Source organism: Rodentibacter trehalosifermentans (assembly GCF_002000545.1).
Taxonomy (GTDB): Bacteria; Pseudomonadota; Gammaproteobacteria; order Enterobacterales; family Pasteurellaceae; genus Rodentibacter; species Rodentibacter trehalosifermentans.
In genome coordinates this window covers 1-25170 of record NZ_MLHL01000002.1, presented here as the reverse complement: position 1 = coordinate 25170, position 25170 = coordinate 1, and the positions used below count along the sequence as shown (strand labels likewise).

At 41.7% G+C, this 25170-nt stretch carries 27 protein-coding genes and 2 tRNA genes; 21 read left to right on the top strand and 8 right to left on the bottom strand.

All coding sequences use genetic code 11. From position 1 onward, the window contains the following. Positions 1-80: 80 nt before the first annotated feature. Complete coding sequence (locus BKK52_RS00150; protein WP_077420068.1) at positions 81-884, top strand: sulfite exporter TauE/SafE family protein; 804 nt, start codon at positions 81-83, stop codon at positions 882-884. 110 nt (positions 885-994) lie between these two features. Here BKK52_RS00150 and BKK52_RS00145 read toward each other — a convergent pair. From BKK52_RS00145 to dnaQ, 3 genes are all read right to left on the bottom strand, one after another. Next, positions 995-1071, bottom strand: a tRNA-Asp gene (locus BKK52_RS00145). Between the two features lie 61 nt (positions 1072-1132). Beyond that, a tRNA-Asp gene (locus tag BKK52_RS00140) sits at positions 1133-1209 on the bottom strand. Between the two features lie 76 nt (positions 1210-1285). Beyond that, a complete protein-coding gene (gene dnaQ / locus BKK52_RS00135) occupies positions 1286-2053 on the bottom strand; it encodes a DNA polymerase III subunit epsilon (protein ID WP_077420067.1) in 768 nt (255 codons plus the stop codon). Positions 2054-2112: 59 nt separating this feature from the next. On the opposite strand from dnaQ, the gene rnhA reads away from it, so the two are divergent. The 10 genes from rnhA (at position 2113) to BKK52_RS00085 (ending at position 9128) form a co-directional block, all read left to right on the top strand. Next, on the top strand, positions 2113-2577 hold the full coding sequence (gene rnhA / locus BKK52_RS00130) for a ribonuclease HI (RefSeq protein ID WP_077420099.1): 465 nt from the start codon (positions 2113-2115) through the stop codon (positions 2575-2577). Between the two features lie 52 nt (positions 2578-2629). Continuing rightward, complete coding sequence (locus BKK52_RS00125) at positions 2630-3142, top strand: hemerythrin domain-containing protein (RefSeq protein WP_077420066.1); 513 nt, start codon at positions 2630-2632, stop codon at positions 3140-3142. Between the two features lie 3 nt (positions 3143-3145). Then, positions 3146-3373 (top strand): sulfurtransferase TusA family protein, encoded by a 228-nt coding sequence (locus BKK52_RS00120; RefSeq protein ID WP_077420065.1) that lies wholly within the window; start codon positions 3146-3148, stop codon positions 3371-3373. A gap of 132 nt (positions 3374-3505) precedes the next feature. Then, a complete protein-coding gene (locus BKK52_RS00115) occupies positions 3506-3754 on the top strand; it encodes a hypothetical protein (protein WP_242650012.1) in 249 nt (82 codons plus the stop codon). A gap of 307 nt (positions 3755-4061) precedes the next feature. Continuing rightward, on the top strand, positions 4062-5069 hold the full coding sequence (locus tag BKK52_RS00110) for a YeiH family protein (protein WP_077420063.1): 1008 nt from the start codon (positions 4062-4064) through the stop codon (positions 5067-5069). Between the two features lie 164 nt (positions 5070-5233). Then, positions 5234-5527 carry a preprotein translocase subunit YajC gene (gene yajC, locus BKK52_RS00105; RefSeq protein WP_077420062.1) on the top strand — a complete coding sequence of 98 codons (294 nt, stop codon included), beginning with the start codon at positions 5234-5236 and terminating at the stop codon, positions 5525-5527. Positions 5528-5551: 24 nt separating this feature from the next. Next, a complete protein-coding gene (gene secD, locus BKK52_RS00100) occupies positions 5552-7402 on the top strand; it encodes a protein translocase subunit SecD (RefSeq protein ID WP_077473534.1) in 1851 nt (616 codons plus the stop codon). A gap of 11 nt (positions 7403-7413) precedes the next feature. Next, positions 7414-8388 (top strand): protein translocase subunit SecF, encoded by a 975-nt coding sequence (secF, locus tag BKK52_RS00095; RefSeq protein WP_077473533.1) that lies wholly within the window; start codon positions 7414-7416, stop codon positions 8386-8388. Positions 8389-8546: 158 nt separating this feature from the next. After that, entirely contained in the window at positions 8547-8834 is a 288-nt protein-coding gene (locus BKK52_RS00090; RefSeq protein ID WP_077420059.1) for a GNAT family N-acetyltransferase, read from the top strand. A gap of 9 nt (positions 8835-8843) precedes the next feature. Next, positions 8844-9128, top strand: coding sequence for a GNAT family N-acetyltransferase (locus BKK52_RS00085; RefSeq protein ID WP_077420058.1), 285 nt, complete (start codon positions 8844-8846; stop codon positions 9126-9128). 49 nt (positions 9129-9177) lie between these two features. Here BKK52_RS00085 and BKK52_RS00080 read toward each other — a convergent pair whose 3' ends face one another. Further along, the gene (locus tag BKK52_RS00080; RefSeq protein WP_077420057.1) at positions 9178-10083 is read right to left on the bottom strand and encodes a LysR substrate-binding domain-containing protein; all 906 of its coding nucleotides are present in this window, start codon (positions 10081-10083) and stop codon (positions 9178-9180) included. A gap of 215 nt (positions 10084-10298) precedes the next feature. Between BKK52_RS00080 and ycaC the strand changes: the two genes are divergently transcribed. The 5 genes from ycaC (at position 10299) to BKK52_RS00055 (ending at position 14797) form a co-directional block, all read left to right on the top strand. Then, positions 10299-10922, top strand: a complete 624-nt coding sequence (gene ycaC / locus BKK52_RS00075) for an isochorismate family cysteine hydrolase YcaC (protein WP_077473531.1) — start codon at positions 10299-10301, stop codon at positions 10920-10922. A gap of 55 nt (positions 10923-10977) precedes the next feature. After that, complete coding sequence (locus BKK52_RS00070; RefSeq protein ID WP_077420055.1) at positions 10978-11343, top strand: hypothetical protein; 366 nt, start codon at positions 10978-10980, stop codon at positions 11341-11343. Between the two features lie 47 nt (positions 11344-11390). Then, positions 11391-11906, top strand: a complete 516-nt coding sequence (locus BKK52_RS00065; RefSeq protein ID WP_077420054.1) for an NADPH-dependent FMN reductase — start codon at positions 11391-11393, stop codon at positions 11904-11906. Between the two features lie 10 nt (positions 11907-11916). Continuing rightward, complete coding sequence (locus tag BKK52_RS00060) at positions 11917-12819, top strand: pirin family protein (RefSeq protein ID WP_077477436.1); 903 nt, start codon at positions 11917-11919, stop codon at positions 12817-12819. A 160-nt stretch (positions 12820-12979) separates the two neighbouring features. Beyond that, complete coding sequence (locus BKK52_RS00055) at positions 12980-14797, top strand: monovalent cation:proton antiporter-2 (CPA2) family protein (protein WP_077477435.1); 1818 nt, start codon at positions 12980-12982, stop codon at positions 14795-14797. Positions 14798-14943: 146 nt separating this feature from the next. Here the strand turns inward: BKK52_RS00055 and BKK52_RS00050 are convergent, their stop codons facing one another. Together BKK52_RS00050 and BKK52_RS00045 are read right to left on the bottom strand one after the other, a co-directional pair. Further along, positions 14944-15537 (bottom strand): XTP/dITP diphosphatase, encoded by a 594-nt coding sequence (locus tag BKK52_RS00050; RefSeq protein WP_077420051.1) that lies wholly within the window; start codon positions 15535-15537, stop codon positions 14944-14946. Continuing rightward, on the bottom strand, positions 15534-16283 hold the full coding sequence (locus BKK52_RS00045) for a 3-deoxy-D-manno-octulosonic acid kinase (protein WP_077477434.1): 750 nt from the start codon (positions 16281-16283) through the stop codon (positions 15534-15536). The genes BKK52_RS00050 and BKK52_RS00045 overlap by 4 nt, the downstream gene beginning before the upstream one ends. Before the next feature lie 77 nt (positions 16284-16360). On the opposite strand from BKK52_RS00045, the gene BKK52_RS00040 reads away from it, so the two are divergent. Beyond that, on the top strand, positions 16361-17407 hold the full coding sequence (locus BKK52_RS00040) for a glycosyltransferase family 9 protein (protein WP_077420049.1): 1047 nt from the start codon (positions 16361-16363) through the stop codon (positions 17405-17407). Between the two features lie 39 nt (positions 17408-17446). Here BKK52_RS00040 and BKK52_RS00035 read toward each other — a convergent pair whose 3' ends face one another. Then, a complete protein-coding gene (locus tag BKK52_RS00035) occupies positions 17447-17791 on the bottom strand; it encodes a carboxymuconolactone decarboxylase family protein (protein ID WP_077420048.1) in 345 nt (114 codons plus the stop codon). Positions 17792-17964: 173 nt separating this feature from the next. Between BKK52_RS00035 and BKK52_RS00030 the strand changes: the two genes are divergently transcribed. Then, entirely contained in the window at positions 17965-19815 is a 1851-nt protein-coding gene (locus BKK52_RS00030; protein ID WP_077477433.1) for an ABC transporter ATP-binding protein, read from the top strand. Positions 19816-19887: 72 nt separating this feature from the next. Here BKK52_RS00030 and BKK52_RS00025 read toward each other — a convergent pair whose 3' ends face one another. Beyond that, positions 19888-21273: a DASS family sodium-coupled anion symporter gene (locus BKK52_RS00025; protein ID WP_077477432.1), complete on the bottom strand. Its 1386-nt coding sequence runs from the start codon at positions 21271-21273 to the stop codon at positions 19888-19890. Positions 21274-21480: 207 nt separating this feature from the next. Here BKK52_RS00025 and BKK52_RS00020 point away from each other — a divergent pair, with 207 nt between their 5' ends. From BKK52_RS00020 to BKK52_RS00010, 3 genes are all read left to right on the top strand, one after another. Next, on the top strand, positions 21481-22587 hold the full coding sequence (locus tag BKK52_RS00020) for a CdaR family transcriptional regulator (RefSeq protein WP_077477431.1): 1107 nt from the start codon (positions 21481-21483) through the stop codon (positions 22585-22587). Positions 22588-22707: 120 nt separating this feature from the next. After that, a complete protein-coding gene (locus BKK52_RS00015) occupies positions 22708-23970 on the top strand; it encodes a GntP family permease (RefSeq protein WP_077477430.1) in 1263 nt (420 codons plus the stop codon). 14 nt (positions 23971-23984) lie between these two features. Then, complete coding sequence (locus BKK52_RS00010) at positions 23985-25115, top strand: glycerate kinase (RefSeq protein ID WP_077477429.1); 1131 nt, start codon at positions 23985-23987, stop codon at positions 25113-25115. Positions 25116-25170 lie beyond the last annotated feature (55 nt).

The window sequence follows — 25170 nt, the reverse complement described above, 5'->3', positions numbered from 1 at the left end:
CTTGTATATGACAAAGATCATAAGCCTTACAACCACATTACACCAAAATGCTGCCAAGTCCTTGATTAGAGCAAAACACTATGACACTCAGCGAAATTGGCATTCTACTCATTTGTGGCGTATTGACGAATATGGTCTCTGCCGTTTTTGGCATTGGCGGCGGCGTTTTAATGGTACCGATTCTACGCACATTATTTCCCGATCTGCCACTCCAAATCATTGCCGCCACCTCATTAACTATCGTGATGTGCACGGCGGGTATTAATTTACTTTTTTTCCGCCGACAGCATATTGAAATTGATTACACAAATCTATTGCTGTGGTCCGTTGCAATGATTATTGGCGTGCAAATTGGTTTTGAACTCAGTTTCTATTTTTCCAATTTTATGATTAGCCTAATTTTTACATTGAGCCTCACCGCACTTGCATTAAAAACCTTGTTTACCTCCGGTCGGATTGAAAATTCAAGTGAAAAAATCACCACACTTGAACGCTTTAAAGGCGGTTTTAGCTGCTGTATCGGCGGATTAATCGCAGGAATCACAGGCATTGGCGGCGGTTCAATTCTCGCCCCTTTGGTTGGGCAATTAAAAAGCGTAAAAGCACCGCAAATCGCCGTTTATGCGAATGCGATGATGATCATAGGCGGGATGGGAAATTTATACGGCTACCTTACACGAGAAGTGTTATTTCAAGTCAATCTCAGCGGACAATTCGGCTATGTCAATTTCTACATTGTGGGAACCGTCACCCTGGGATCTTTTGCGATGAGTTTTTTTTCTATGCGATTACGGGGATTAATCAACCCCACATTAACCGGAAAATTACTCGCAAGTATTTTATTATTGATTGCGGCTTATATGTTCGGGTTGGCTTTTTTGTAGGACAAATGAGTTCAATTCATCACCCGCTTATTAGACAAAATCCGACTATAATAAAAATCTCGGGCATAAAAAAAGCACCTTTAAGGTGCTATTTTGATTTTCGAAAAAATTGGCGGAATGGACGGGACTCGAACCCGCGACCCCCTGCGTGACAGGCAGGTATTCTAACCAGCTGAACTACCACTCCGCTGTTTTATTTCGTATTGATCTATCTTCACAAACACATCAACGAGGAATAAATGAAAAATTGGCGGAATGGACGGGACTCGAACCCGCGACCCCCTGCGTGACAGGCAGGTATTCTAACCAGCTGAACTACCACTCCGCTAAGTGGTGCGTATCATAATGATCCACTGTTATCTCGTCAATCTTTTTTTTGCATTTTACGTTTGGCTGTTCATTTAATGCACTGATTTATCACCGACACGCAAATCCCACAAACATTTTCCATCACTTTTTTTATTAATCATTTTCAACAATTCCAAATGGGCTTGCAATTCTTCATCATTTGGTTGTAAGCGTTTTAAATTATTAGAAAAAATCACCGCACTTTCTATTGATTCCGCCACATTGCCTTCCGGTGTGGCAATAATGGGAATATCTTCCTCCCCTTCATCAAACAGACTGGTTTGCCCGCCTGTCATGGAAAGATAAACATCCGCTAAAATTTCCGCATCCAACAACGCCCCGTGCAAGGTTCGTTTACTGTTATCAATCCCTAACCGATCACACAAGGCATCTAAACTGTTCCGTTTGCCCGGATACATTTGACGCGCCATTTGCAAGGTATCCGTCACCACACAAATATCCTCGGTTTTCACCGAAAGCCCAAGCTTACGAAATTCATAGTCCATAAAGCCCACATCGAAGGGGGCGTTGTGAATCAAAAGCTCCGCACCTTTTATATAATCTAAAAATTCCTGCGCAATAGCTTTAAATTCCGGTTTATCCGCCAACATTTCATCGGTAATGCCGTGAACCTTAATCGCCTCCGGATCCACCGGACGGTTAGGATTAATATAAATGTGAAAATTATTGCCGGTATAACGGCGGTTTATCAATTCCACCGCGCCAATTTCAATAATACCGTGTCCTTCGTAATGCGCACCAAGTTGGTTCATCCCCGTGGTTTCCGTGTCCAGCACAATTTGACGATTTGGATTAATCATTGTTCAACCTATTCCTTTCCATTAAAATGTCCGCCATTTTACACAACAAAGATTTTGTTATGCAAAAACAGATTGAAATTTTTACCGACGGATCCTGCCTCGGCAACCCCGGTGCGGGCGGAATCGGTATTTTACTACGTTATAAAAATCACGAAAAAACCTTGTCCAAAGGCTATTTCAACACCACCAATAACCGCATGGAATTACGTGCCGTCATCGAAGCGCTTAACACATTGAAAGAGCCTTGCCAAATCACGCTCTATAGCGACAGCCAATATATGAAAAACGGCATCACTCAATGGATTGCCAATTGGAAAAAAAATAATTGGAAAACCAGCAACGGTAAACCGGTAAAAAATCAAGATTTGTGGTTAGCACTGGATGATGCCATTCAACGGCATAAATTAGACTGGAAATGGGTGAAAGGGCATAGAGGGCATCGTGAAAATGAACTTTGCGATGCCTTGGCAAAAGAAGGTGCCACCAATCCAACGCTTAACGATGAAGGCTACCAACCGGAATAGAATAAAAGTGCGGTGAATTTGACCGCACTTTTCACTCGAAACAAGGAAAATTATGCAAATTCTTGAACCTCAGCAATTCGCCAGTTGGAATGAACCTATTGAAATGCTTTATGCCTGCCATAGCAAAGTCAAACGATTTTGCCATCAACTTAGCATTTTACCGGGCTATTTAGAGAAAAATGGTGTAACCCAAGCCGTACTGAATGATGTAAAAATCATTTTGCAATATTTTAATCAAGCCGCACCACTTCATCACGATGATGAAGAAAAGGATTTCTTTCCGGCTTTAATTCGAAAACTACCTGAAATTCAATCACAGGTGGAGGAATTAGAACGTCAGCATATTGATTTACACGAAAACTGGCGTTTGCTTTCAGCACAATTGGAAGCCTTAATTACACAAGAAAGTATTTCTGTCGATCCTGCGTTAATCCAACGTTTCGTGTTGGGTTACGACAAACACATTCTGATTGAAGAACCGCTTTTTGAATTAGGTAAACAGCATTTGACCGAAGCGGAATTGAACTCTATTGGTCAAGTTATGTCAAATCGGCGTCATCCTTGAGTGATGGATTATCAACTTGATACGCAAAATTATCGCTGCCCTTTGCCGTTGCTGATGATAAAAAAAGCGCTGGCAACCCTCGAGGAAGACGATAGGTTATTGGTACTCATTTCAACGGAAAGCAGTGTGAAGGAAATCGAACAGCTGTGTGAAACCTTAAACTGTATTTGCCAACAAAATGAGGATCGTTCATTTATTCTTCGCAAGCGTTCAAAGCACGCTTGCCCGTAGTAGGATTTTTTATGAAAAAAAACATTGACCGCCACTTTTTTAGCAACAGTTATCGGTTTGACTTCTACCTCAGTATTTGCAGCTTCTGCACCTCGTGATATTTATCAACCAAGTAATGCTAAATTAATCAAAATGGATAAACAAGGAAATGGTGAGTATGAGGTCGAGTATCGCTTACAGGGTAATGATGTTCGCCCATTGGCAAAACGTGTGATTCAACACGCAAAAAACCGAGGTTTCCATCTTGTCGAATCTGAAATTGAACGTGATGATGCCGATTTAAAATTTAAACGCGGTGATCACGAATTGGATGTATCTATTGAACAAAAAGGAAATGGACGTATTGAATATAAAGCGGATTTAGATTTGGATAAAAATTAAAAAAACACACCTAAAAATGACCGCACTTTGAGCTATATTCTTTTGAGCTATATTCTAAAGGTTGAATGAGAATCTTCAGCTGATTAGGTACAGCTCTACTTTTCCATCATATAATTTTATATACCAAAAAACTCTAATCCATAATTGCTAGGCAACCTAAAGGGTTTCCATATTCAACGCATTGATTTATTTCCTTCAATCCCTCTTAATTGGATAACATCCGGCAATTAAAATAACTATAATGAATTTTACTTATCAATTAAATTCGTTATTGTAGTGTGGTTTTAACCTAAAGAGATGAAGTGTAATGAAAAATTTAAACTTAATTTTGGGATTGGTTTTGGTATTCGTGATTACTGCCATTGCCTTTTTAATAAGCCATAGTGAATGGCTAATGACACTAAATATCAGTGCATTAACCTTAGCGATTGTCATTGGGATTTTGTGTGGCAATACGTTCTATCATAAAATCGAAAATTTTACACATCTTGGCGTGACCTTCGCAAAAGGAAAATTGCTCCGCCTTGGTATCATTTTGTATGGTTTTAGAATTACCCTACAAGATATCGGACAAGTCGGCGTAAATGCCGTATTAGCGGATGCCGTAATGTTGATATTGACGTTTTTTATCACCTGCTGGATTGGTATTAAGATCTTGAAAATTGATAAACAAATCGTTTTGCTTACCGGTGCAGGATGCAGTATTTGTGGTGCGGCTGCGATTATTGCGAGCGAACCGGTAGTAAAAGCCCCTTCTTATAAGGTTTCTGTCGCCGTGGCGTTAATTGTTATTTTCGGCACGATTTCTATGTTTTTATATCCTGTTCTTTACCCGATTTTGATTGATTTTATTAATCCGCATCAATTTGGTATTTACATTGGTTCTTCCGTGCATGAAGTCGCCCAAGTCTATGCGGCAGGGAGCAATATCAACCCGGTCGTCGCAGATATTGCAGTGGTGTCAAAAATGATACGGGTGATGATGCTTGCCCCTTTTTTGCTTGCCTTATCTTATTTTCTACACAAAGATGAAAGACAAAAGCACGCTATTTCAATTCCTTATTTTGCACTGATGTTTATCCTTGTTGCCGTGTTTAATTCGTTTAACTTATTACCTACCGAATGGGTGAGTATATTGGTTCAAATTGATACCTTTTTGTTAATGGCTGCCATGGCAGGACTAGGACTGACAACGAATATAAGTACGGTAAAACAGGCTGGATTTAAACCACTTTTATTAGGTGCGTTCGTCTTTATATGGCTGGTTGTCGGTGGATTTGGTGTGAATTTACTGCTTTATCATTTATTAGGTTGATACGGTAGCAAAAGCGATAGGATTTGAAATAACAAGAATAAGGCGATTGAGAAGAGGGATTACCGTAAATTATGTAATTAACTTAATATGCTTTTCACATTTTGTGCGATTTATGGTATTTTATCGCCCAATTTTCAACTTAAATTTTATAAGGAAAACATCAAATGGAAGCTCAAAGTCCAATGTCAACGTTAATGATTTTCGTGATTTTTGGTTTAATTTTTTACTTTATGATTTATCGCCCGCAAGCGAAACGTAATAAAGAACACAAAAAATTAATGTCTGAATTAGCCAAAGGCAGTGAGGTATTAACCGCCGGTGGTTTAATGGGAAAAATCACTAAAGTGGTTGAAGACAATAACAGTGTAGTGATCGCATTAAATGAAACGACAGAGATCACAATCAACCGCAACTATATTGTTACAATCCTTCCAAAAGGTTCGGTAAAAACGCTTTAATTTTTTATTCCTAAAGGGACAGCTATGCTAAATCGTTACCCGTTATGGAAGAATCTAATGGTGATCCTCGTGGTCGCCATTGGTGTTTTATACTCTCTTCCAAATATTTATGGCGAAGATCCTGCGGTGCAAATTTCAGGCACGCGCGGACAACAAGCTACCACCGCAACATTAGGGCAAGTTCAAGAGGTTTTAAAAACCAATAATCTTCCAACTAAATCCATCATTCTTGAGCAGGGTTCTATTTTAGCCCGTTTCAATAATACGGATGATCAGTTGCTTGCGAAAGATAAAATTGCTGAAAAACTCGGTAATAACTATACCACTGCATTAAATTTGGCGCCGGCAACACCGGCTTGGTTAAGCAGTATTGGCGCAAACCCGATGAAATGGGGCTTGGATTTACGTGGCGGCGTGCGTTTTTTAATGGAAGTGGATATGAATTCCGCACTGGCAAAACGTCAAGAGCAACTACAAGACACCTTACGCAATGAACTTCGCAAGGAAAAAATCCAATATACAGGGATTAAAAATGCCGAGAATTTTGGTACGACAGTTACCCTTGCAAATCCGGATCAGCTTTCAAAAGCCGCACGCATTATCCGCCAATCTCATCCGACTTTAGATGTGACAGATTCGGCTAACGATACATTAAATTTATCTCTTTCAACGACCGCACTTAATGAAGCTCGCGATTTAGCCATTGAACAGAACTTAACAATTTTGCGTAAACGTGTTTCGGAATTAGGGGTCGCTGAAGCGGTAATTCAACGCCAAGGGGCTGAACGTATCGTGATTGAATTACCGGGTGTGCAAGATACCGCTCGTGCGAAAGAAATTCTTGGTGCCACGGCAACCCTTGAGTTCCGTATGGTAAATCAAAATGTGAATGCGGAAGCCGCTACACGGGGGATTTTGCCAGCAGATTCCGAGGTGAAATATAACCGTCATGGTCAGCCGGTGGTGTTATTAAAACGCCCTTCTTTAGGCGGCGAACACATTATTAATTCCAGTGCCGCATTGGATCAGCAATCGGGCACACCACAAGTGAGCGTAACATTAGATAGTGAAGGTGGGGAACAGATGTTGCAACTCACCAAAAAATACTATAAAAAACCGATGGCAACCCTTTATGTTGAATACAAAGACAACGGTAAAAAAGACGAAAACGGGAAAACCATTCTTGAAAAAAGTGAAGAAGTGATTAATGTCGCAACTATTCAAGGACGCTTTGGTGCAAATTTCCAAATTACCGGGGTGGATAGCATGGCGGAGGCCAATAATCTTTCCACGTTATTAAAAGCCGGGGCGTTAATTGCACCAATACAAATTGTGGAAGAGCGTACAATCGGCCCATCATTAGGGGCGCAAAATGTGGAACAAGGGCTAAATGCCAGCTTCTGGGGGCTGATTGCCGTCATCGTATTTATGCTGTTTTATTATAAATTGTTTGGTGTTATCGCAAGCCTTGCAATGGTGATTAACATTGTATTGTTGGTCGGATTAATGTCTATTCTTCCGGGGGCAACTTTATCTATGCCGGGGATTGCCGGTATCGTTCTCACATTAGGGATGTCTGTGGATGCTAACGTACTCATTTTTGAGCGTATTAAAGAAGAAATCCGTAATGGTCGTCCGGTTCAGCAGGCGATTAACGAAGGTTATAACGGTGCGTTTACCTCGATTTTTGATGCGAATTTAACCACCATTCTAACGGCAATCATTCTTTATGCGGTGGGAACGGGGCCAATTCAAGGCTTTGCTATCACCCTTTCTTTAGGGGTAGCAATTTCAATGTTTACCGCAATTACCGGAACGCGTGCGCTTGTAAATCTCATTTATGGCGGTAAACGTGTTGAAAAACTTTCAATTTAATTGAGGTGACTATGGCACTTTTTGCAAGAGATAAAAACGGACATCTCATCAAAGAAATTAATGGTATTAAACTCCCTTTTCCCTTAACGGAATTTATGAAAGTTCGCAAATGGGGATATCTTGTTTCCGCTTTGCTGATGGCCGTTTCCCTGTTTTTTATTGTTACAAAAGGGTTTAACTGGGGGTTAGATTTTACCGGCGGGGTGGTATTTGATACGCATTTTTCACAACCTGCCAACCTTGAACAAATCCGCGGTAAGTTAAAAGAAAATGGCATTGAAAGCCCGATAGTACAAACAACCGGATCGGTTCAAGATGTGATGATCCGTTTACCGGCAACAGATAATGATGCCGGTATCGGTGATCGTATCAAAGCCATGTTGGTTGAATTGGATTCAGCAATTCAGATTAAAAGTATTGAATTTGTCGGGCCTAATGTCGGTGAAGAGCTGGCTCAAGGTGCGGTGTATGCCACCCTTGCCACCCTTGCGATGATGCTCATTTACATCGGCTCCCGTTTTGAGTGGCGTTTGGGTTTTGGAGGCATTGTGTCTCTTGCCCACGATGTGGTGATTACCCTTGGGGTGTTCTCCGCATTACAGGTGGAAATGGATCTCACCTTTGTTGCCGCAATTCTTTCAGTGGTGGGGTATTCCATTAACGATAGTATCGTGGTATTCGACCGTGTGCGTGAAAATTTCCGTAAAATCAGACGATTAGATACCCTTGATATTATTGATATCTCTCTCACACAAACCTTATCAAGAACCATTATGACCTCTGCGACCACATTAATTGTTGTCGTGGCACTTTTTTTCTTTGGTGGGCCTTCTATTCATAACTTTTCCCTAGCCTTATTGGTTGGGATTGGTTTTGGTACTTATTCCTCAATTTTCGTTGCCATTGCCGTTGCTTATGATGTGGGGTTAAGACGTGAACATATGATCCCTCCTAAAGTGGATAAGGAAGTCGATGAACTGCCTTAAAAGTGCGGTCGAAAATGGGTGAGTTTTCTCACGCAATGGAATAAATCCACAAAAGAAGGGACGGGACACACTGTGTCCTCTATAAAAATCAAGTAATTTCAATATGTTATTATGGATGCACGCAGTGCATCCCTCGCTATTTTAGATGAGGAGCAATTATGTTTACAGTTGAACAAAAAGATGATGGCAAACATGGTGCATTTATTGCCAAAGAAGGCAATGTTCAAGCAGGTGAGATGACTTACACTTGGGCGGGATCGACAATGTTTATTATCGATCACACCGGTGTAGAAGAAGGTTTTAATGGCAGAGGTGTTGGACGGACAATGTTAGATCAAGCCGTTAAATTTGCCCGTGAAAAACAGGTGAAAATCCTTCCATTATGCCCTTATGCGAAATCTGTTTTTGTCAAAGATGAATCAATCCGTGATGTATTACACAGCTAAGGATAACCTATGACAAAGCACTATAATGTTATTGATAATTCGGCTTTAAACCGTTTTGAAATTCACGAAGAAGGGCATATTGCTTACGAAAAATACGAGCGATTTGAAGGAGGGATTGCTTATGTCAGTACCTTTGTTCCTGAAGCACTAGGCGGAAGAGGAATCGCGAGTTTCTTGGTGAAATATGTCTTAGACGATGCCATTGCCAAGGGTTTAAAAATTAAGCCTGTTTGCCCGGTGGTGAAAGGCTATATTGAAAAACACCCTGAATATCAACAATATGTTGTTGAATAAAATGGCTATTAACCATTCAACGATCCCCTTAATATCATTAAGGGGATTTTTATATCACAATATCTGATTCTGCAAATTTGACAGATAGGAAATCAATTAATAACCTTGCAGAAGGGGGTAAACTGTTTCTTGAGCTATAGGCAACGTGAACCATCCATTTGGGTATATGCCAGCCTTCCGGTGAAATAATTTGTAACCTTTCTTGATTCAAATCTTTTCTTACTAATACTTCCGGTAATACGGCTATCCCAACGCCTTTAAGTACCGTTTTATAAATAAGATAAATGTTCTCGCTGACTAATTTAGGCGTATAAGTAATACGCTGTATCCCCTCTTGTTGATGTTCAAAAGGCCAAAAATGCTCTTGTTTTACCCAAGTTAAAACCGGATAGTGATGAATTTGTTTCAAGGTTTTAAAAGGGGCGTTGATAAGTTTAGGGCTTGCGACTAAATAATGTTGGGATAAACAAAATGTTTTTGTGACCACTTCACTGTCTTCAAAAGGATAGGGACGTACTCTTAAGGCAAAATCCAATCGTTCTTTGATTAAATCGACTTTTCTATTTGTACTGTCGACGAACAGTTCAATATCCGGGTAGGTCGCCATAAATTCAGCAAGCATATCATTGACATACAAATCCAATAATTCTTTAGGACAACTTAACCTAATTTGCCCTTTGGATTCGGATTGCTGCTCAATAAAACGTTGCGCCTGTTTCACTTGCTCAACCAAACTGAGGCAATATTGGTAATATTGCTCACCTAAATGTGTCACTTCAAATTGATGGGTATTTCGCTGAATGAGTGCAACACCAAGTGTTTTTTCTAATTTTGTAATACGACGGCTAATGGTTGTTTTAGGAATGCACAAGCGACGACTGGCTTCACTAAAACTTCCTGCATCCACCACCTGTACAAATAAATAGAGATCATTTAAGTCTAAATTGTGTTTCATGTTATTGTTCCAAATATGCAACAGGGAAGCTCATTTGTAGATCTACAAACCGAGTAATATTCCTTCTATATTATGCGGGCCACAACGTGGCAACTTGAAACAATGTGAGAGTTGTTTTAAGCAATAAACGACGTACATCTTAGACTTAACCGAGATGTACGTCAACCGACCGCAAAAGTGCGGTTTGTTTTGAAATACTTTTTCGGAGAAAGAAAATGACTAAACCTTATGTTCGTTTAGACAAAAACAATGCAGCAATGCTTTTAGTGGATCACCAAACCGGCTTACTTTCTTTAGTGCGTGATATTGATCCGGATAAATTCAAAAATAATGTTTTGGCGACTGCTGATTTAGCGAAATACTTTAATCTCCCAACTATTTTAACCACCTCTTTTGAAACCGGCCCGAATGGTCCGTTAGTGCCTGAATTAAAAGAAATGTTCCCGGATGCCCCTTATATTGCCCGCCCGGGTAATATCAATGCGTGGGATAATGAAGATTTCGTGAAAGCAGTGAAAGCAGCGGGTAAAAAACAACTTATCATCGCCGGTGTGGTCACTGAAGTTTGTGTGGCTTTCCCTGCACTTTCTGCCATTGAAGAAGGCTTTGATGTTTTCGTCATCACCGATGCCTCAGGTACATTTAACGAAATGACCCGTGATGCCGCATGGCGTCGTATGGAAGCAGCCGGTGTTCAACTGATGACTTGGTTTGGTGCAGCTTGTGAATTACACCGTGACTGGCGTAATGATATTGAAGGGTTGGGGACATTGTTCTCTAATCATATTCCTGATTACCGTAATTTAATCACCAGCTTTAATACATTGACACAAAAATAATGGATTCTGATTTAAAGGACGCAGTAATGCGTCCTTTTTCTGTTTGAGGAATATCATGGCAAATCGACAAAAAGCGATAAGCTATTTTGAAAATTTCGCTATCTCATTGGAGAATATTGAGCAAAAAATCCGCTTACTTTTAACACTTGATATGGAAAGCGAGCTTTATCAATACCAGCATCGAAAATTTATCAAAATGCTGACAAGGGCTTCCACCAACTTGCGTCTTTTTCAGGAAAGCCTTAAGCAAAATCACAATATTCCTGATGAGTATTGTCAATGTATCACATCATTTACCCATCAATTTACCCGGTTGTTTTTGATGACAAAACACCTACCCGATAACGCATTAGTGCAGTTCAATCGTTTAGCCTTTAGCCCGTTAAAAGAAACGGTTACACACATCATTGATTTATCATAAAATAGCGGGCCTAAGAATTTGAATAAAAATGAAACAGAGGAAAACTTATGACTAAAATTGCTTTTGTTGTTGGCAGTTTAAGCCAACAGTCCATTAACCGAAATGTGGCGAATGAAATTTTGAAAAATGCGCCACAAGGTGTTGAAATTGAAGAAATTCGGATTGATGATTTACCTCTTTATACACAAGATTTGGATAGTCAATCTATTGAGGCTTATGAGCGTGTTCGCCAACAAATTCAAGCGGCAGATGCGGTATTGATTGTTTCCCCGGAGCATAATCGCAGTGTACCGGCAGCACTGAAAAATCTCATTGATATTGCGACACGTCCTTTTGGCCAAAATGTTTGGAGCAACAAAAAAGTAGCGATTGTCACGGCCTCACCGGGGGCTTATGGTGGGATCAATGCCGGTGTGGATTTGCGTAAAATTATGCATGCGGTCGGCGCAAATGTATTAAATCAACCTGAGGTTTACTTAAGCCGTGCAGGTTCAGAGATTGATGAGCGTACTGCCGGTTTCTTAGCGAAGTTTGCAAACGCATTTTTTCAATGGGCAGAATAAGGAATAAACGATGAGTGTAGATAAAATTTTAGCAAAAACCAAAGATGTAGGCGGTATTCCTGTTGCCCGCCTACTTCCACAGGCACAACGTAAAACCGTGGGGGCTTGGTGTTTTTTAGATCATGCAGGGCCTGCTGAATTTGAAGAAGATTCACTCGGTTTACAGGTAGGATTACACCCTCATACCAATCTACAAACCTTTACTTGGATGTTACAAGGGGAAGTGTGGCATCAAGATAGCCTTGGTAATCGCCAGCTCATTCGTCCAAAACAAGTGAATTTAATGACGGCAGGAACAGGCGCAAATTACGGGATTAGCCATACGGAACAAACGCCCGAAGGTGTACATGATTTACATGCGGTGCAACTTTGGATTGCTTTACCGATGAACCAAGAAATCAAACCGAATTTTGAGCATTATCCTACATTACCGGAATGGCACGAAAACGGCATTGATTATGTGCTGACGACGGGAAGTTATTTAGGTCGCACTGCCCCAACCACTCAATTTAGTCCATTGGTCGGTGTGGATATGCAATTTAAACAGGCGCAAGCCTTTGACATTGATCGTATTCCTACTTTTGAATACGGTATTTTGGTTTTAAAAGGTGAAGTGAAAGTCAATGGTGTCAGCTATGAAGCCGATGAGCTTGCGGTTTTATTTGATTGTGAAAAGGCTGAGGGGGAATTGTCACTTTGGGCGGAAGCCGGTTCCCATATTATGCTGCTAGGCGGAGAACCCTTGCCACATCCAACGGTGATTTGGTGGAACTTTGTGGCAAACAGCAAAGAAGCATTGGAACAAGCCGTTGAAGATTGGAATAACGGACACCCTCGTTTTGGTGACATTAACCTTGAAGGGACAGTATTAAAACGTTTACCGGCACCGGCAGTTCCGGATGGATTGCGTTAATCTTTTATTTATCATCAACAACGTTGTGCTTATATTGGTTGATGATATAAGTGCAACGTTGAATTTATTGTGTTCGTTTTAATCGCTATAAATTTATATTAAAACCAAGTAGAATAGCCCGATTTTTTTATTGTTTTTATCTTTTTAGTTAGGAGTGACTATGGCAGCGGAAAGTGCAGGTGATTTAGTTCGAGTCGTGGCATTGCTGGGCGCCGCAGTGGTGGCTGTGCCCTTATTTAAACGTATTGGCTTAGGCTCGGTACTCGGCTACCTTGCCGCAGGCTTGGCGATTGGCCCTTATGGTTTGAAAGTCATTGGTGATCCCCATGCAATTATTCACCTTGCCGAATTTGGCGTGGTGATGTTCTTGTTTGTAATTGGGCTTGAAATGAAACCTTCACATCTTTGGGGATTACGTCGCCAAATTTTTGGTCTGGGCAGTATGCAGGTCATTATTTCTGCTATTTTAATGACCATTGTCAGCACACAATTTGGTGTTTCGTGGGAAGTGGCCTTTGTCTCTTCCGCCGGTTTCGTTCTGACCTCCACGGCAATTGTGATGCAGGTATTAGGCGAACGCAAAGAACTTTCCACAAAGCGCGGTCAAAAAATGGTATCAATTTTATTATTTGAAGATTTATTGATCGTGCCGTTACTTGCCGTGGTGACATTCCTTTCACCATTTGAAAGTTCACAAAACAGTATGCCTTGGTGGCAATCTGCCGGCATTGCTATGTTTGCCTTAGCTGTGTTGGTCGTTATCGGGCGTTTTATTTTAAATCCGGTTTTCCGTCTTTTAGCCAATGCCAAAGCTCGTGAAGTTATGACCGCAGCCGCCCTTTTTGTGGTATTGGGCTCGGCATTATTAATGGAAGAAGCAGGCTTATCCATGGCGATGGGGGCTTTTGTTGCGGGCGTCATGCTTTCCGAATCCGCCTTCCGTCATCAATTAGAAGCAGATATCGAACCTTTCCGTGGATTATTACTCGGACTTTTCTTCCTTGGTGTGGGAATGGCATTAGATCTAAAAGTGGTCGCGGAAAATTGGCAATTAATTTTGCTTGGCGTGTTGTTTATGCTTACCAAAGGCTGCTGTATTTACCTTGTAGCACGTTTAGCGAGAAGCAATCATAAAACCGCTTTAGAGCGTGCACTTTTAATGGCTCAAGGGGGGGAATTTGCCTTTGTACTTTTCTCAGCAGCCCTTTCAAAAGGCGTCATTGATGAAACGGTAAACGCTAATATGACGGCAATTGTGGTGCTTTCCATGGTTTTGACACCGCTTATTTTAGTCATTTATGAAAAATACGGTGCAAAAGAAATTGCCGAAGAAATCTCACCGGACGAAATTGATGAGCAGCATCCGATTTTGATTGTCGGAATGGGACGTTTTGGACAAATTGTGAATGATTTGCTCCGTTTAAGCGGTTATGCCACCACCATCATCGACCTTAATCCAAAAATGATTAAAGGTTTCAATGAATATGGCATTAAATCTTATTTTGGGGATGCCTCACGCCGTGAATTTTTAATTGCAGCAGGCTTAGAGCATGCGGAAATGTTGGTGGTTGCCATTGATAATAAAGAACAAACATCCGCCATCGTGCATTTTGCCCGTGAAGTGAACCCAAATATAAAAATTATTGTGCGTGCCTATGATCGCTTCCATACCTTTGAGCTATACGATGCGGGTGCGAATGAAGTGATTCGTGAAACCTTCGATTCCGCTGTACGTACCGGTCGCACCGCCCTAGAAAATTTAGGTATGGAACCGGAAGTGGCAAAAGAAATTGCGGACTATTATTTCCATGGTGATCGTCACGAAGTGAGATTGATGTCGCAGGTTTATGAGCCAAATACAGAGTTCTTTAAAAATCCAGCATTGCAGGATATTGCACGAGAGTGTGATCAAAAAATGGCGGCGGATATTCAAGAAATTTTAATTCGAACCAAAGAAAGCGACGCTGAAGAAAGCTAAAAACATTAACGAAATCGACCGCACTTTTAAAAGTGCGGTCGTTTTTTTCGATATTATGTAGCCAATGTAGAAAAGGAAAAATGTAGGGACAGGGTGTATGTATCCTACTTTCGTTGAAATGCCTGTTTCTGTATGTCAGTGTTTTACTAAAGGCTTAATTTTGCTTTTAATTCCTGCAAGGCACGGGCTCGGTGAGAGATCTTTTTCTTTTCTGCCGTGTCCAGTTGTGCAAACGTGCAGTTTTGTTCCGGACTGAAGAAGAGGCTGTCATAACCAAATCCGTTTTCTCCTTTTTCCTCAAAACCGATATAGCCGTGGCATTCACCTTCTGCAATGATTGGGGAAGGATCGGTAGGGTGGTTTAATAACACAATGCAACTGACAAATTTTGCTTGGCGTTTTTCCTTCGGTATCTCGGCAAGTTCGGCTAGCAATTTTTGGCGGTTTTTCACATCGTTTCCCTCCTCGCCGGCATAGCGGGCAGAATAAAGCCCCGGCGCACCATTGAGAGCGTTGACGACTAAACCGGAATCGTCTGCTATGGCAGGTAACCCCGATTTTTCTGCGGCATAACGGGCCTTCAATAAGGCATTTTCCACAAAGGTTAATCCCGTTTCCTCAGGGCTTTCAATGCCTAAATCCGTTTGGGCGATCACTTCAAATCCGAATGTTGCCAATACATCCGCCATTTCTTTTACTTTGCCTTGGTTGCCGGTGGCAAGTACAATTTTTTGCATTATGCTTTATCCTTATTATTGACGTTTTGATGATAACCTAAGATGAGTTCCGCCCAGTTTTGTTCTGTGAAGAGGATATTCATTTTTTCCTTTTCTTTCATAAAAGAACGATGTAAACGGTTTAAATTTTCCGTTTTCCAAAAATCCCCGGATTTTTCACCGCACTTATCAAAATCCAATAACCAACATTTTTGTTCTTCTCCTAAATTTCGAACAAGAATATTGTGAGCATTGAGATCCGTATGGCAGATTTGCAAATCGTGTAGTCTGCGAATGAGCCCACCGATTTGTTGCCAGCTTTCATCGGCAAGAGGTCGCTGTTGTAAAAGTGCGGTCAAATCCTGTGCGTGTTCAATTTTTTCCGTGAGAATATCGGCTTGATAGCAAATACCTAATCTGCCTTTTTGCACCCTTGCACCAATGGGCTTGGGAACGGGGAGCCCTGCTTCATACAACTGTTGTAATAAATGAAACTCCGCAAAACTGCGTGTTTGGGAAAGGCTTGAAAAAGCGTAACGATCTTTATTGAATTTGCCCAATAAGCCGCCCCGATAATAATGACGAAGTGCACAATTTACGCCAAACCAATCTTGGGTTGCTAAAAAATAGGTGGTTCCCCGACCTTTTGCCGAACCCAAAATCCGTTGTTGGATTTGCCAAAATTGTGGGTTAAAGAATTGAGATTGTTGTTCAAAAGTGCGGTCAAAATTGAAGATGAAAAATTGGTTATCTTGTTGGAACTCAAGCATCTTAGGGTGATTGAATGATAGAAAATGCCCTCATTCTACTTTAAAATAACGTGAATTTAAATGAGAAAGGAATAGCTATGCCGCTTTTTATCAATGCGCCAACCCATCTTTGTATTCTTCGCCTTTCAGCAGTGGGGGATGTGTGCCATGCCCTTGCGGTGGTACAACATATTCAGGCGTATTACCCGCAGACAAAAATCACTTGGATTGTGGGAAAAACCGAAGCCGCTTTATTAGAAGGAATACCCAATGTTAGGTTACTTCCTTATGATAAGAAAAGCGGTTGGCGGGGTATTTTTTCCTTATGGCAACAACTTAAAGATACGCATTTTGATGCCCTTTTGAATATGCAAACCGCATTGCGCGCCTCTATCCTTTCTTTAGGGATTAAAGCTACCTATAAAATTGGCTTTGGTCAAAAACGCTCTCGTGAGGGGCAACGGTTTTTTGTGAATCGTCGTGTTAATGATCCGCGCTCTCCCCATGTTTTAGATGGCTTTATGGCATTTGCCGAATACCTTGGTGTGCCGAATGGAAAGCCTGCTTGGTATCTTCCGATTTCAGAACAGGATCAACAGGTTGCCGAACAATTTATCGATCCAAATCGTAAAAATTTATTAATTTCCCCTTGTTCCAGTAAAGCAGAAAAAGATTGGTTAGTTGAACGTTATGCGGAAGTGGCCAATATTGCCAATCAACATAATGTGAATGTGATTTTTTGCAGCTCTCCAGCGAAAAGAGAGTTGGAAATGGTGGAAAAAATAACCGCACTTTGCGATTTTACGCCGACCAACGTTGCAGGGAAAACGAGCCTAAAACAACTCACTGCCTTAATTGCAAAAGTGGATCTTGTTCTTTCACCGGATTCCGGCCCCGCCCATATAGCCACTACACAAGGCACACCGGTGATAGGGTTGTATGCCTACCACAATCCATTGCGTACCGCTCCTTATAATAATAGGGAAAATGTCGTATCGGTTTATGAAGAAAATGTACAAAAAGAATTTGGTAAACCTTCTTCCCAATTGCCTTGGGCAACCAAATTGAAAGGGAAGAATTTGATGGCGGAAATTCAAGTGCAAGAGGTGGTGGCGCAGATGGAAAAATTGAATTTGTGGAAATAAAAAAGGCGTTCATTGAACGCCAATAGGGATTGAGAAAAATTATTCCCCTTTTTGCACATTAAAGGCTTCTAATGCCCGTAAAGAATAGGTATAGGCGGCACCGGTATTAAGTGCAATCGACATTGCTAAGGCCGCAGAGACTTCTTCTTCCGTTGCTCCGGCTTTTACCGCTTCTTCGGCATGAACGCTAATACAACTTTCGCAGCGGGTTGTCACTGCCACGGCAAGGGCGATTAATTCACGGGTTTTGGCATCAAGCACATTGCCTTCCGCAGCCGCTGCCCCCAAGGCTTGATAGGCTTGCAACATTTTCGGGTGTTTTTTGCCAAGCTCACCAAATGATTTTTTAACGTGTGAAGTGTGTTCTTTCCAGTCTGTAAACATTGTTTTTCCCCTAAAGTCCTAAATATTTTTGATACAAATGAGGTGTCATTTGTCCCGCTACAATAATAGGGATGATTTAACAAAATTATGCAATGTAAATTGCCGTTTTTTTACGCTATAATACGCGGGTTTTGAAGGCAACCTATGTTGCCTTTTGTTTTTAAGGAAATCTTATGTTTGATAAAATTTTTTCATGGTTTGAAAACCGTTTAAATCCTTATCCGGAAAGCAATCCTACCACGCCGGAAAAAGGTTTATTTCGCTTTATTTGGTCGAGTATCGACGGAATGAAAGGCTGGATTTTCTTGCTAGCGATTTTAACGGTGGGCACCGGCGTGATGGAGGCGTTACTCTTCCAATTTATGGGCTTGCTGGTAGATTGGCTTGGGGCTTATTCCCCTGCGACTTTATGGCAAGAAAAAGGGCATTTACTGATTGGAATGGCGGCAGTGCTTTTACTCAGCATTGTGTGGTCTTTTATTGGCGTGAATGTTCGATTGCAAACCTTACAAGGGGTATTTCCAATGCGCTTGCGTTGGAATTTCCACCGTCTCATGCTGGGGCAAAGTTTGAGTTTTTATCAAGATGAGTTTGCCGGACGTGTTTCGGCAAAAGTGATGCAAACGGCCTTGGCGGTGCGTGATACAGTGATGACCATTGCCGATATGTTGGTTTATGTGGCGGTCTATTTTATCACCTCAGGGCTGGTTTTAGCGGCGTTGGATATGTGGTTCTTATTGCCTTTTGCAATTTGGATTGTCTTGTTTGTTACTATCTTAAAATTGCTTATTCCCCGTTTGGCAAAAACCGCCGAGCGTCAAGCGGATGCCCGCTCTTTGATGACAGGACGTGTCACCGATGCCTATTCCAACATTGCCACGGTAAAATTATTCTCTCATGGTTCACGCGAAGCCGCCTATGCCAAACGTTCTATGGAAGAGTTTATGGTGACGGTGCATGCGCAAATGCGTCTTGCCAGTTCTCTTGATACCTTAACTTATGCCAGCAATATTTTCTTAACCCTTACTACGGCCGTATTAGGGGTGATTTTATGGCAACAGGGACAGGTGGGCGTGGGCGCAATTGCCACCGCCACCGCCATGGCATTGCGGGTAAATGGTCTGTCCCGTTGGATTATGTGGGAATCGGCTCGCTTATTTGAAAATATCGGGACAGTGAATGACGGTATGGCAACCTTAACCAAACCACACACCATTGTGGATAAACCGAATTGTCCGCCACTGCAGGTTAAACAGGGGGAAATCAAATTTAATGATATTACCTTTGCTTATGATCCGACAAAGCCTTTATTAAACCATTTCAATCTCACTATTAAACCGGGGGAAAAAGTGGGGCTAATTGGGCGTTCCGGTGCAGGAAAATCCACTATTGTGAACCTCTTACTGCGTTTTTACGAAGCTCAGCAAGGGAGTATCACCATTGACGGACAAAATATACTGGATGTTCAACAAGAAAGTTTGCGCAGTCAAATTGGTTTGGTCACACAAGATACTTCGTTACTCCACCGTTCTGTGCGTGACAATATTATTTATGGTCGCCCAAGTGCAACGGATGAAGAAATGAAATGGGCGGCAGAGCGGGCAGAAGCTGCGGATTTCATTCCGTTTTTGACTGATGCACAAGGCAGAACCGGCTATGATGCCCATGTGGGGGAACGGGGGGTGAAACTCTCCGGTGGTCAACGTCAGCGTATTGCCATTGCCCGTGTGATGTTAAAAGATGCGCCGATTTTATTGCTTGATGAGGCAACCAGTGCATTGGATTCAGAAGTAGAAGTGGCAATCCAAGAAAGCCTCGATAAAATGATGGAAAATAAAACGGTGATTGCCATTGCCCATCGTTTATCTACCATTGCTGCAATGGACCGTCTCATTGTGTTAGACAAAGGGCAAATTGTAGAGCAAGGCACACACAGTGAATTGCTTGAACAAAATGGCTTGTATGTCAAACTTTGGAAACACCAAAGTGGCGGCTTTTTAAGTAGCCATGAACATTTAGATTAAGGGCTAAAACAAAAAGAAAAACGACCGCACTTGGAGCAAAGTGCGGTCGTTTTTTTATCGTGTTTTTTCTGGTTAGTTCAGCCAGAAGAAATAGCCGAATGTAGCAATCACAAAGACACAGATGACATTTAATACGACACCGGCTCGTACCATCTCACTTTGTTTAACTTGACCGCTGCCAAATACAATTGCATTAGGTGGGGTTGCCACCGGCAACATAAATGCACAAGAAGCTCCTAAACCGATAATTAATGCAAGACCAATTTCAGGTATACCGAGGGATTGGGCGATAGAAATAAAGATCGGAACAAGCAAGGCTGCACTGGCGGTATTGGAAGTAAATTCTGTTAAGAAAATAATAAATGTGGCGACCAATAAACCAATTAAATAGTAATGTTGCCCTTGAACGAGGAAAACAATACCGTCTGCGAGAATTTTACTGGCACCGGAATCTTTTAATACGGCACTTAATGTTAAACCACCACCAAAGAGCATTAATACGCCCCAGTCGGTATTGTCTTGAATTTGTTTCCAACTTGCCACACCGGTTGCACAGATAACAATCGCAGCAAGTAAAGCGACAACACTGTCAAAACTGGCAATTTTTTTAGGCAGACCTAATAATTCGGAAATGAGTGGATTAATTTTACCGCTAAATACCCAACATAAAGCGATAAATACGAAAATTACCAAGGTTAAAATCCGCTGTGAATTCATTTCAATTTTTTCAAAAGATTGTTCAAAACGGTAGTTAAGTTTCGGTTTGAATACAATGAAAAGCGTGCCGATCATTAAAGGTAGTGAGATCAACACTATGGGTAAGCCGTACCAAAGCCAATCTGAGAAAGTGAGATGTAAATTACTGGCGACAATCGCATTTGGCGGGCTACCTACCAAGGTTCCCATTCCACCAATACTCGCACTATAGGCAATCCCTAATAAAACGAAAACATAAGTATTATGTTCTTTTTCACGATCCATATTACTTAAAATCCCCATAGCAAGCGGTAACATCATCGCAGCAGTTGCGGTATTACTCATCCACATTGAAAGGAAGGCGGTGATGAGAAAAAGGTAAATCACTGCAATAAAAAGATTTCCTTTCGCAAGCGCCATAATTTTATTGGCAATCATTCTATCCAGTTTTTGCATATGTAATGCTGTTGCCAATGCAAATCCACCAAAGAACAAGAATATTGTCGGGTCAGAAAAAGCGGCAAGGGCTTGTTTTGTCGTGACCAAACCGAGTGAAATGGCAAGCAGTGGCACAAGCAGTGCGGTGATCGTCACATGTAATGCTTCGCTTAACCAAAGCACGGCAATAAAACCTAATAGAGCAAGCCCTGCATTTTCTTTCGGAGTAAAAGGTAAGCATTTCAATAAAATAAAAAAAAGCACAATATCGGCAAGAAATATCATCCCGTTTTTGTGATTTTTAAGTGAAGACGTTGCGTTCATAAAACCCTCTACATTTTTAATTAGTGGAGAGTCTTAATGTTAACGGAATGTTATTAACTTGCAATGGGTAAAATGCAAAAGTGTGATCAAGTGCAAAAATTCTGATAAAAAAAGTGAGACTAAAACGAATACAACTAAAACTTTATTGACGATATTCTCTTCTACCCGATACTGTATAACCTTTTCCATCCTATTGAGAAAACCAACATGCAACTTGATACAGCAATAGCCCAAAAAATCGTCAAACGTGCGATGCAAATTATCCATTATTCCGTGAACGTGATGAATGATGATGGCGTGATTATTGCCTCAGGCAATCCCGAACGTTTATCGCTACGACATACCGGTGCGGTATTGGCATTGCGGGAAAATCGGGTCGTAGAAGTGGATCAGATCTTGGCACAAAAATGGAATTTTGAAGCCCAGCCAGGGATTAATCTGCCCATTCATTATTTGGGAAAACCAATTGGTGTAGTGGGGATTTCCGGTGAGCCTATGCAGGTGAAACAATATGCGGAATTGGTAAAAATGACAGCGGAATTGATTGTGGAACAGCACGCATTATTGGAGCAAGAAAGATGGCGACATCGCTATAAAGAAGAGTTTATTTTACAGTTGTTGCATGGCAATTTGAGTTGGCAGGAAATTGAACAACAAGCCAAATTTTTTTCTTTTGATTTAACCCAATCCCGCGTGGTGATTTTGATCAAATTGCTGCACTCAAATCCTGATTTATTACAGAATTTGATCAATTATTTAGAACAGCCTGAATTTGCACAAGATGTGGCGATTTTATCCCTTGATCAGGTTGTCGTGTTAAAAACGCAGTCAATTTCAACCGCACTTTCTCAACAAATCAAAACCCTACTCCCCAAAGATTACCCAAAGCAGGACTACAAAATTACCGTAGGTGCAAGTTTGAATATGCCTTTGTCCGAACAGCTACCCCTTTCTTTTCAAAGTGCGCAAAGTACGTTGGCGTACGGTATGAAACACCATCCGAGGAAAAATCTTTATCAATTTGAGGAATATCGTTTGCCGGTATTGCTGACCGATTTATCCTCTTCTTGGCAAGGTAAAGAGTTGCTAAAACCACTTGCTCCCTTATTTGCAAAGGAAAATGTCACGCTGTATAAAACGTTGCAACAATATTTTTTTGCAAATTGTGATCTCCATCTCACTGCCGAAAAATTGTTTATTCACCCCAACACCCTACGTTATCGACTTACTAAACTTGAACAGCTCACTGGGTTATCTTTCAATAGGATAGATGATGTGTTGAGTCTTTATTTAGGGACATTGTTGGAACATTGATTTGTTTAAAATCACAAAGTGCGGCAGATTTGACCGCACTTTTTTGTTGATATGAATAAAGCAATTTTTTGTTAAACAAGAAATAATTTCTCTGATCTTAGGATTTAGAGGAGAGAAATTATGACAACAGTATCCGCTTTTGGCGCATTGGTGGCATTAGTCGTTGCCATTTTTCTGATTTTGAAAAAAGTCTCCCCCGCTTATGGGATGTTAGTGGGTGCATTGGTGGGAGGTTTGGTTGGTGGTGTGGATTTATCACAAACTGTGACCTTAATGATCGGTGGCGCACAAGGGATCACTACGGCGGTGATGCGTATTTTGGCTGCCGGTGTGTTAGCCGGTGTGTTGATTGAATCCGGTGCGGCAAATAGCATTGCAGAGAGCATTACCAATAAACTCGGAGAAACCCGTGCCTTATTGGCGTTGGCATTAGCCACCATGATTTTGACGGTAGTCGGGGTATTTGTGGATGTAGCGGTGATTACCGTATCACCGATCGCCCTAGCTTTGGCTCGTCGTACCGATTTATCCAAAGCCGCGATTTTATTAGCGATGATTGGTGGAGGGAAAGCGGGCAATATTATGTCGCCAAACCCCAATGCCATTGCCGCATCGGATACCTTTCATTTACCCCTGACATCGGTGATGATGGCAGGCATTATTCCCGCAATTTTTGGTTTGATTCTCACTTATTTCTTAGCAAAACGGCTGATTAATAAAGGCTCGAAAGTGACAGATAAAGAAGTGGTGAGCGTTGAAAGTCAGCATCTTCCTTCATTTTCCACTGCACTTGTGGCACCGCTTGTGGCGATTTTATTGCTTGCGCTTCGACCTTTGTTTGATATTAAAGTCGATCCGCTGATTGCTTTACCATTAGGCGGCTTAATCGGTGCGCTTTGTATGGGAAAATTACGTCAAGCGAACAGTTATGCTATCAGCGGCTTGGGCAAAATGGCACCGGTTGCCATTATGTTACTGGGCACAGGGGCATTGGCAGGTATTATCGCCAATTCCGGTTTAAAAGACGTGTTGATTCAAGGCTTAGAACATTCCGGCCTGCCTTCTTACATTCTTGCACCGATTTCAGGGGCGTTAATGTCGCTTGCCACGGCTTCCACCACCGCAGGCACAGCGGTTGCCTCTAATGTCTTCAGCAGTACTTTGTTGGAATTGGGTGTGAGCAGCCTTGCCGGTGCAGCGATGATTCATGCTGGGGCAACGGTGTTTGATCACATGCCTCACGGTTCTTTCTTCCACGCCACAGGCGGAAGTGTGAATATGGAAATGAAAGAGCGTTTAAAACTCATTCCTTACGAAAGTGAGGTAGGTTTAATTATGACTATCGTTTCAACCTTAATTTTCGGTGTCTTTAACTTATTCTAATCAAGGAGTTCAAAATGAAAATTGTGATTGCCCCCGATTCTTTTAAAGAAAGTTTAACTGCACTTGAAGTGGCAACTGCCATTGAAACCGGCTTTAAACGGGTTTTTCCTGATGCGGAATATGTGAAATTGCCTATGGCAGATGGGGGAGAGGGAACCGTCCAATCTTTAGTAGATGCCACTAAAGGCAAAATGATCGAAGTGGAAGTCACCGCCCCATTAGGGGAAAAAATTAAAAGTTTTTTTGGTTTATCCGGTGATGGTAAAACCGCCATTATTGAAATGGCGGCGGCTTCCGGGTTGCATTTAGTGCCGCCGGAAAAGCGTAACCCGTTAATTACCACCAGTTACGGTACAGGAGAACTGATTAAACATGCCCTCGATCTCGGCGTAGAAAAATTTATTCTTGGTATTGGCGGCAGTGCCACCAATGATGGAGGTGTAGGAATGTTGCAAGCCTTGGGTATGCAGTTTTTAGATGCACAAGGCAAGCAAATTGGTTCTGGAGGGGCACAACTAGCCAATCTTGCTAAAATTGATACAAAAGGGCTAGATCCACGTTTGCAAAATGTGTATATCGACGTCGCTTGTGATGTGAACAATCCTCTTTGTGGGGAGCGGGGGGCTTCTGCAATTTTTGGCCCACAAAAAGGTGCAACCCCTGAGATGGTTCAACAGCTTGATCATGCCTTAGCTCATTTTGCAAAGATTGCCAAACGGGATTGCGATAAGGATATTGCTGAACAAGCAGGTGCAGGGGCTGCCGGCGGAATGGGGGGCGGTTTGCTATTATTGCCAAATGTACAACTCAAAGCAGGTGTCCAAATTGTGTTAGACACACTCAATCTCGCTCACTATGTGCAAGATGCGGATTATGTGATTACCGGTGAAGGGCGAATGGACGCTCAAAGTATTATGGGCAAAACCCCAATTGGTGTGGCTCGTACCGCAAAACAATTTAACAAGCCTGTTATTGCGATTGTTGGCTGTTTACGTGAAGACTATGAGGTGGTCTTCGCCCATGGTATTGATGCCGTATTCCCGATTATTCGTCAATTAGGGGCAATAGAAGATATTCTCAAACAAGGCGAACAAAACTTAATTTCCGCCGCACAGAATGTGGCAAGGGTGTTGACGTTGAGATAATGCGCTAAATAAAGAGCGGTTCAAAATAAATGAGATTTTGTACAACCCAAACATC

Coding starts and splice junctions, on each gene's coding strand:
- BKK52_RS00150 (WP_077420068.1), top strand. CDS start 81: ATGACACTCAGCGAAATTGGCATTCTACTCATTTGTGGCGTATTGACG.
- dnaQ (WP_077420067.1), bottom strand. CDS start 2,053: ATGATTAATCCAAATCGTCAAATTGTGCTGGACACGGAAACCACGGGG.
- rnhA (WP_077420099.1), top strand. CDS start 2,113: ATGCAAAAACAGATTGAAATTTTTACCGACGGATCCTGCCTCGGCAAC.
- BKK52_RS00125 (WP_077420066.1), top strand. CDS start 2,630: ATGCAAATTCTTGAACCTCAGCAATTCGCCAGTTGGAATGAACCTATT.
- BKK52_RS00120 (WP_077420065.1), top strand. CDS start 3,146: ATGGATTATCAACTTGATACGCAAAATTATCGCTGCCCTTTGCCGTTG.
- BKK52_RS00115 (WP_242650012.1), top strand. CDS start 3,506: ATGGATAAACAAGGAAATGGTGAGTATGAGGTCGAGTATCGCTTACAG.
- BKK52_RS00110 (WP_077420063.1), top strand. CDS start 4,062: ATGAAAAATTTAAACTTAATTTTGGGATTGGTTTTGGTATTCGTGATT.
- yajC (WP_077420062.1), top strand. CDS start 5,234: ATGGAAGCTCAAAGTCCAATGTCAACGTTAATGATTTTCGTGATTTTT.
- secD (WP_077473534.1), top strand. CDS start 5,552: ATGCTAAATCGTTACCCGTTATGGAAGAATCTAATGGTGATCCTCGTG.
- secF (WP_077473533.1), top strand. CDS start 7,414: ATGGCACTTTTTGCAAGAGATAAAAACGGACATCTCATCAAAGAAATT.
- BKK52_RS00090 (WP_077420059.1), top strand. CDS start 8,547: ATGTTTACAGTTGAACAAAAAGATGATGGCAAACATGGTGCATTTATT.
- BKK52_RS00085 (WP_077420058.1), top strand. CDS start 8,844: ATGACAAAGCACTATAATGTTATTGATAATTCGGCTTTAAACCGTTTT.
- BKK52_RS00080 (WP_077420057.1), bottom strand. CDS start 10,083: ATGAAACACAATTTAGACTTAAATGATCTCTATTTATTTGTACAGGTG.
- ycaC (WP_077473531.1), top strand. CDS start 10,299: ATGACTAAACCTTATGTTCGTTTAGACAAAAACAATGCAGCAATGCTT.
- BKK52_RS00070 (WP_077420055.1), top strand. CDS start 10,978: ATGGCAAATCGACAAAAAGCGATAAGCTATTTTGAAAATTTCGCTATC.
- BKK52_RS00065 (WP_077420054.1), top strand. CDS start 11,391: ATGACTAAAATTGCTTTTGTTGTTGGCAGTTTAAGCCAACAGTCCATT.
- BKK52_RS00060 (WP_077477436.1), top strand. CDS start 11,917: ATGAGTGTAGATAAAATTTTAGCAAAAACCAAAGATGTAGGCGGTATT.
- BKK52_RS00055 (WP_077477435.1), top strand. CDS start 12,980: ATGGCAGCGGAAAGTGCAGGTGATTTAGTTCGAGTCGTGGCATTGCTG.
- BKK52_RS00045 (WP_077477434.1), bottom strand. CDS start 16,283: ATGCTTGAGTTCCAACAAGATAACCAATTTTTCATCTTCAATTTTGAC.
- BKK52_RS00040 (WP_077420049.1), top strand. CDS start 16,361: ATGCCGCTTTTTATCAATGCGCCAACCCATCTTTGTATTCTTCGCCTT.
- BKK52_RS00035 (WP_077420048.1), bottom strand. CDS start 17,791: ATGTTTACAGACTGGAAAGAACACACTTCACACGTTAAAAAATCATTT.
- BKK52_RS00030 (WP_077477433.1), top strand. CDS start 17,965: ATGTTTGATAAAATTTTTTCATGGTTTGAAAACCGTTTAAATCCTTAT.
- BKK52_RS00025 (WP_077477432.1), bottom strand. CDS start 21,273: ATGAACGCAACGTCTTCACTTAAAAATCACAAAAACGGGATGATATTT.
- BKK52_RS00020 (WP_077477431.1), top strand. CDS start 21,481: ATGCAACTTGATACAGCAATAGCCCAAAAAATCGTCAAACGTGCGATG.
- BKK52_RS00015 (WP_077477430.1), top strand. CDS start 22,708: ATGACAACAGTATCCGCTTTTGGCGCATTGGTGGCATTAGTCGTTGCC.
- BKK52_RS00010 (WP_077477429.1), top strand. CDS start 23,985: ATGAAAATTGTGATTGCCCCCGATTCTTTTAAAGAAAGTTTAACTGCA.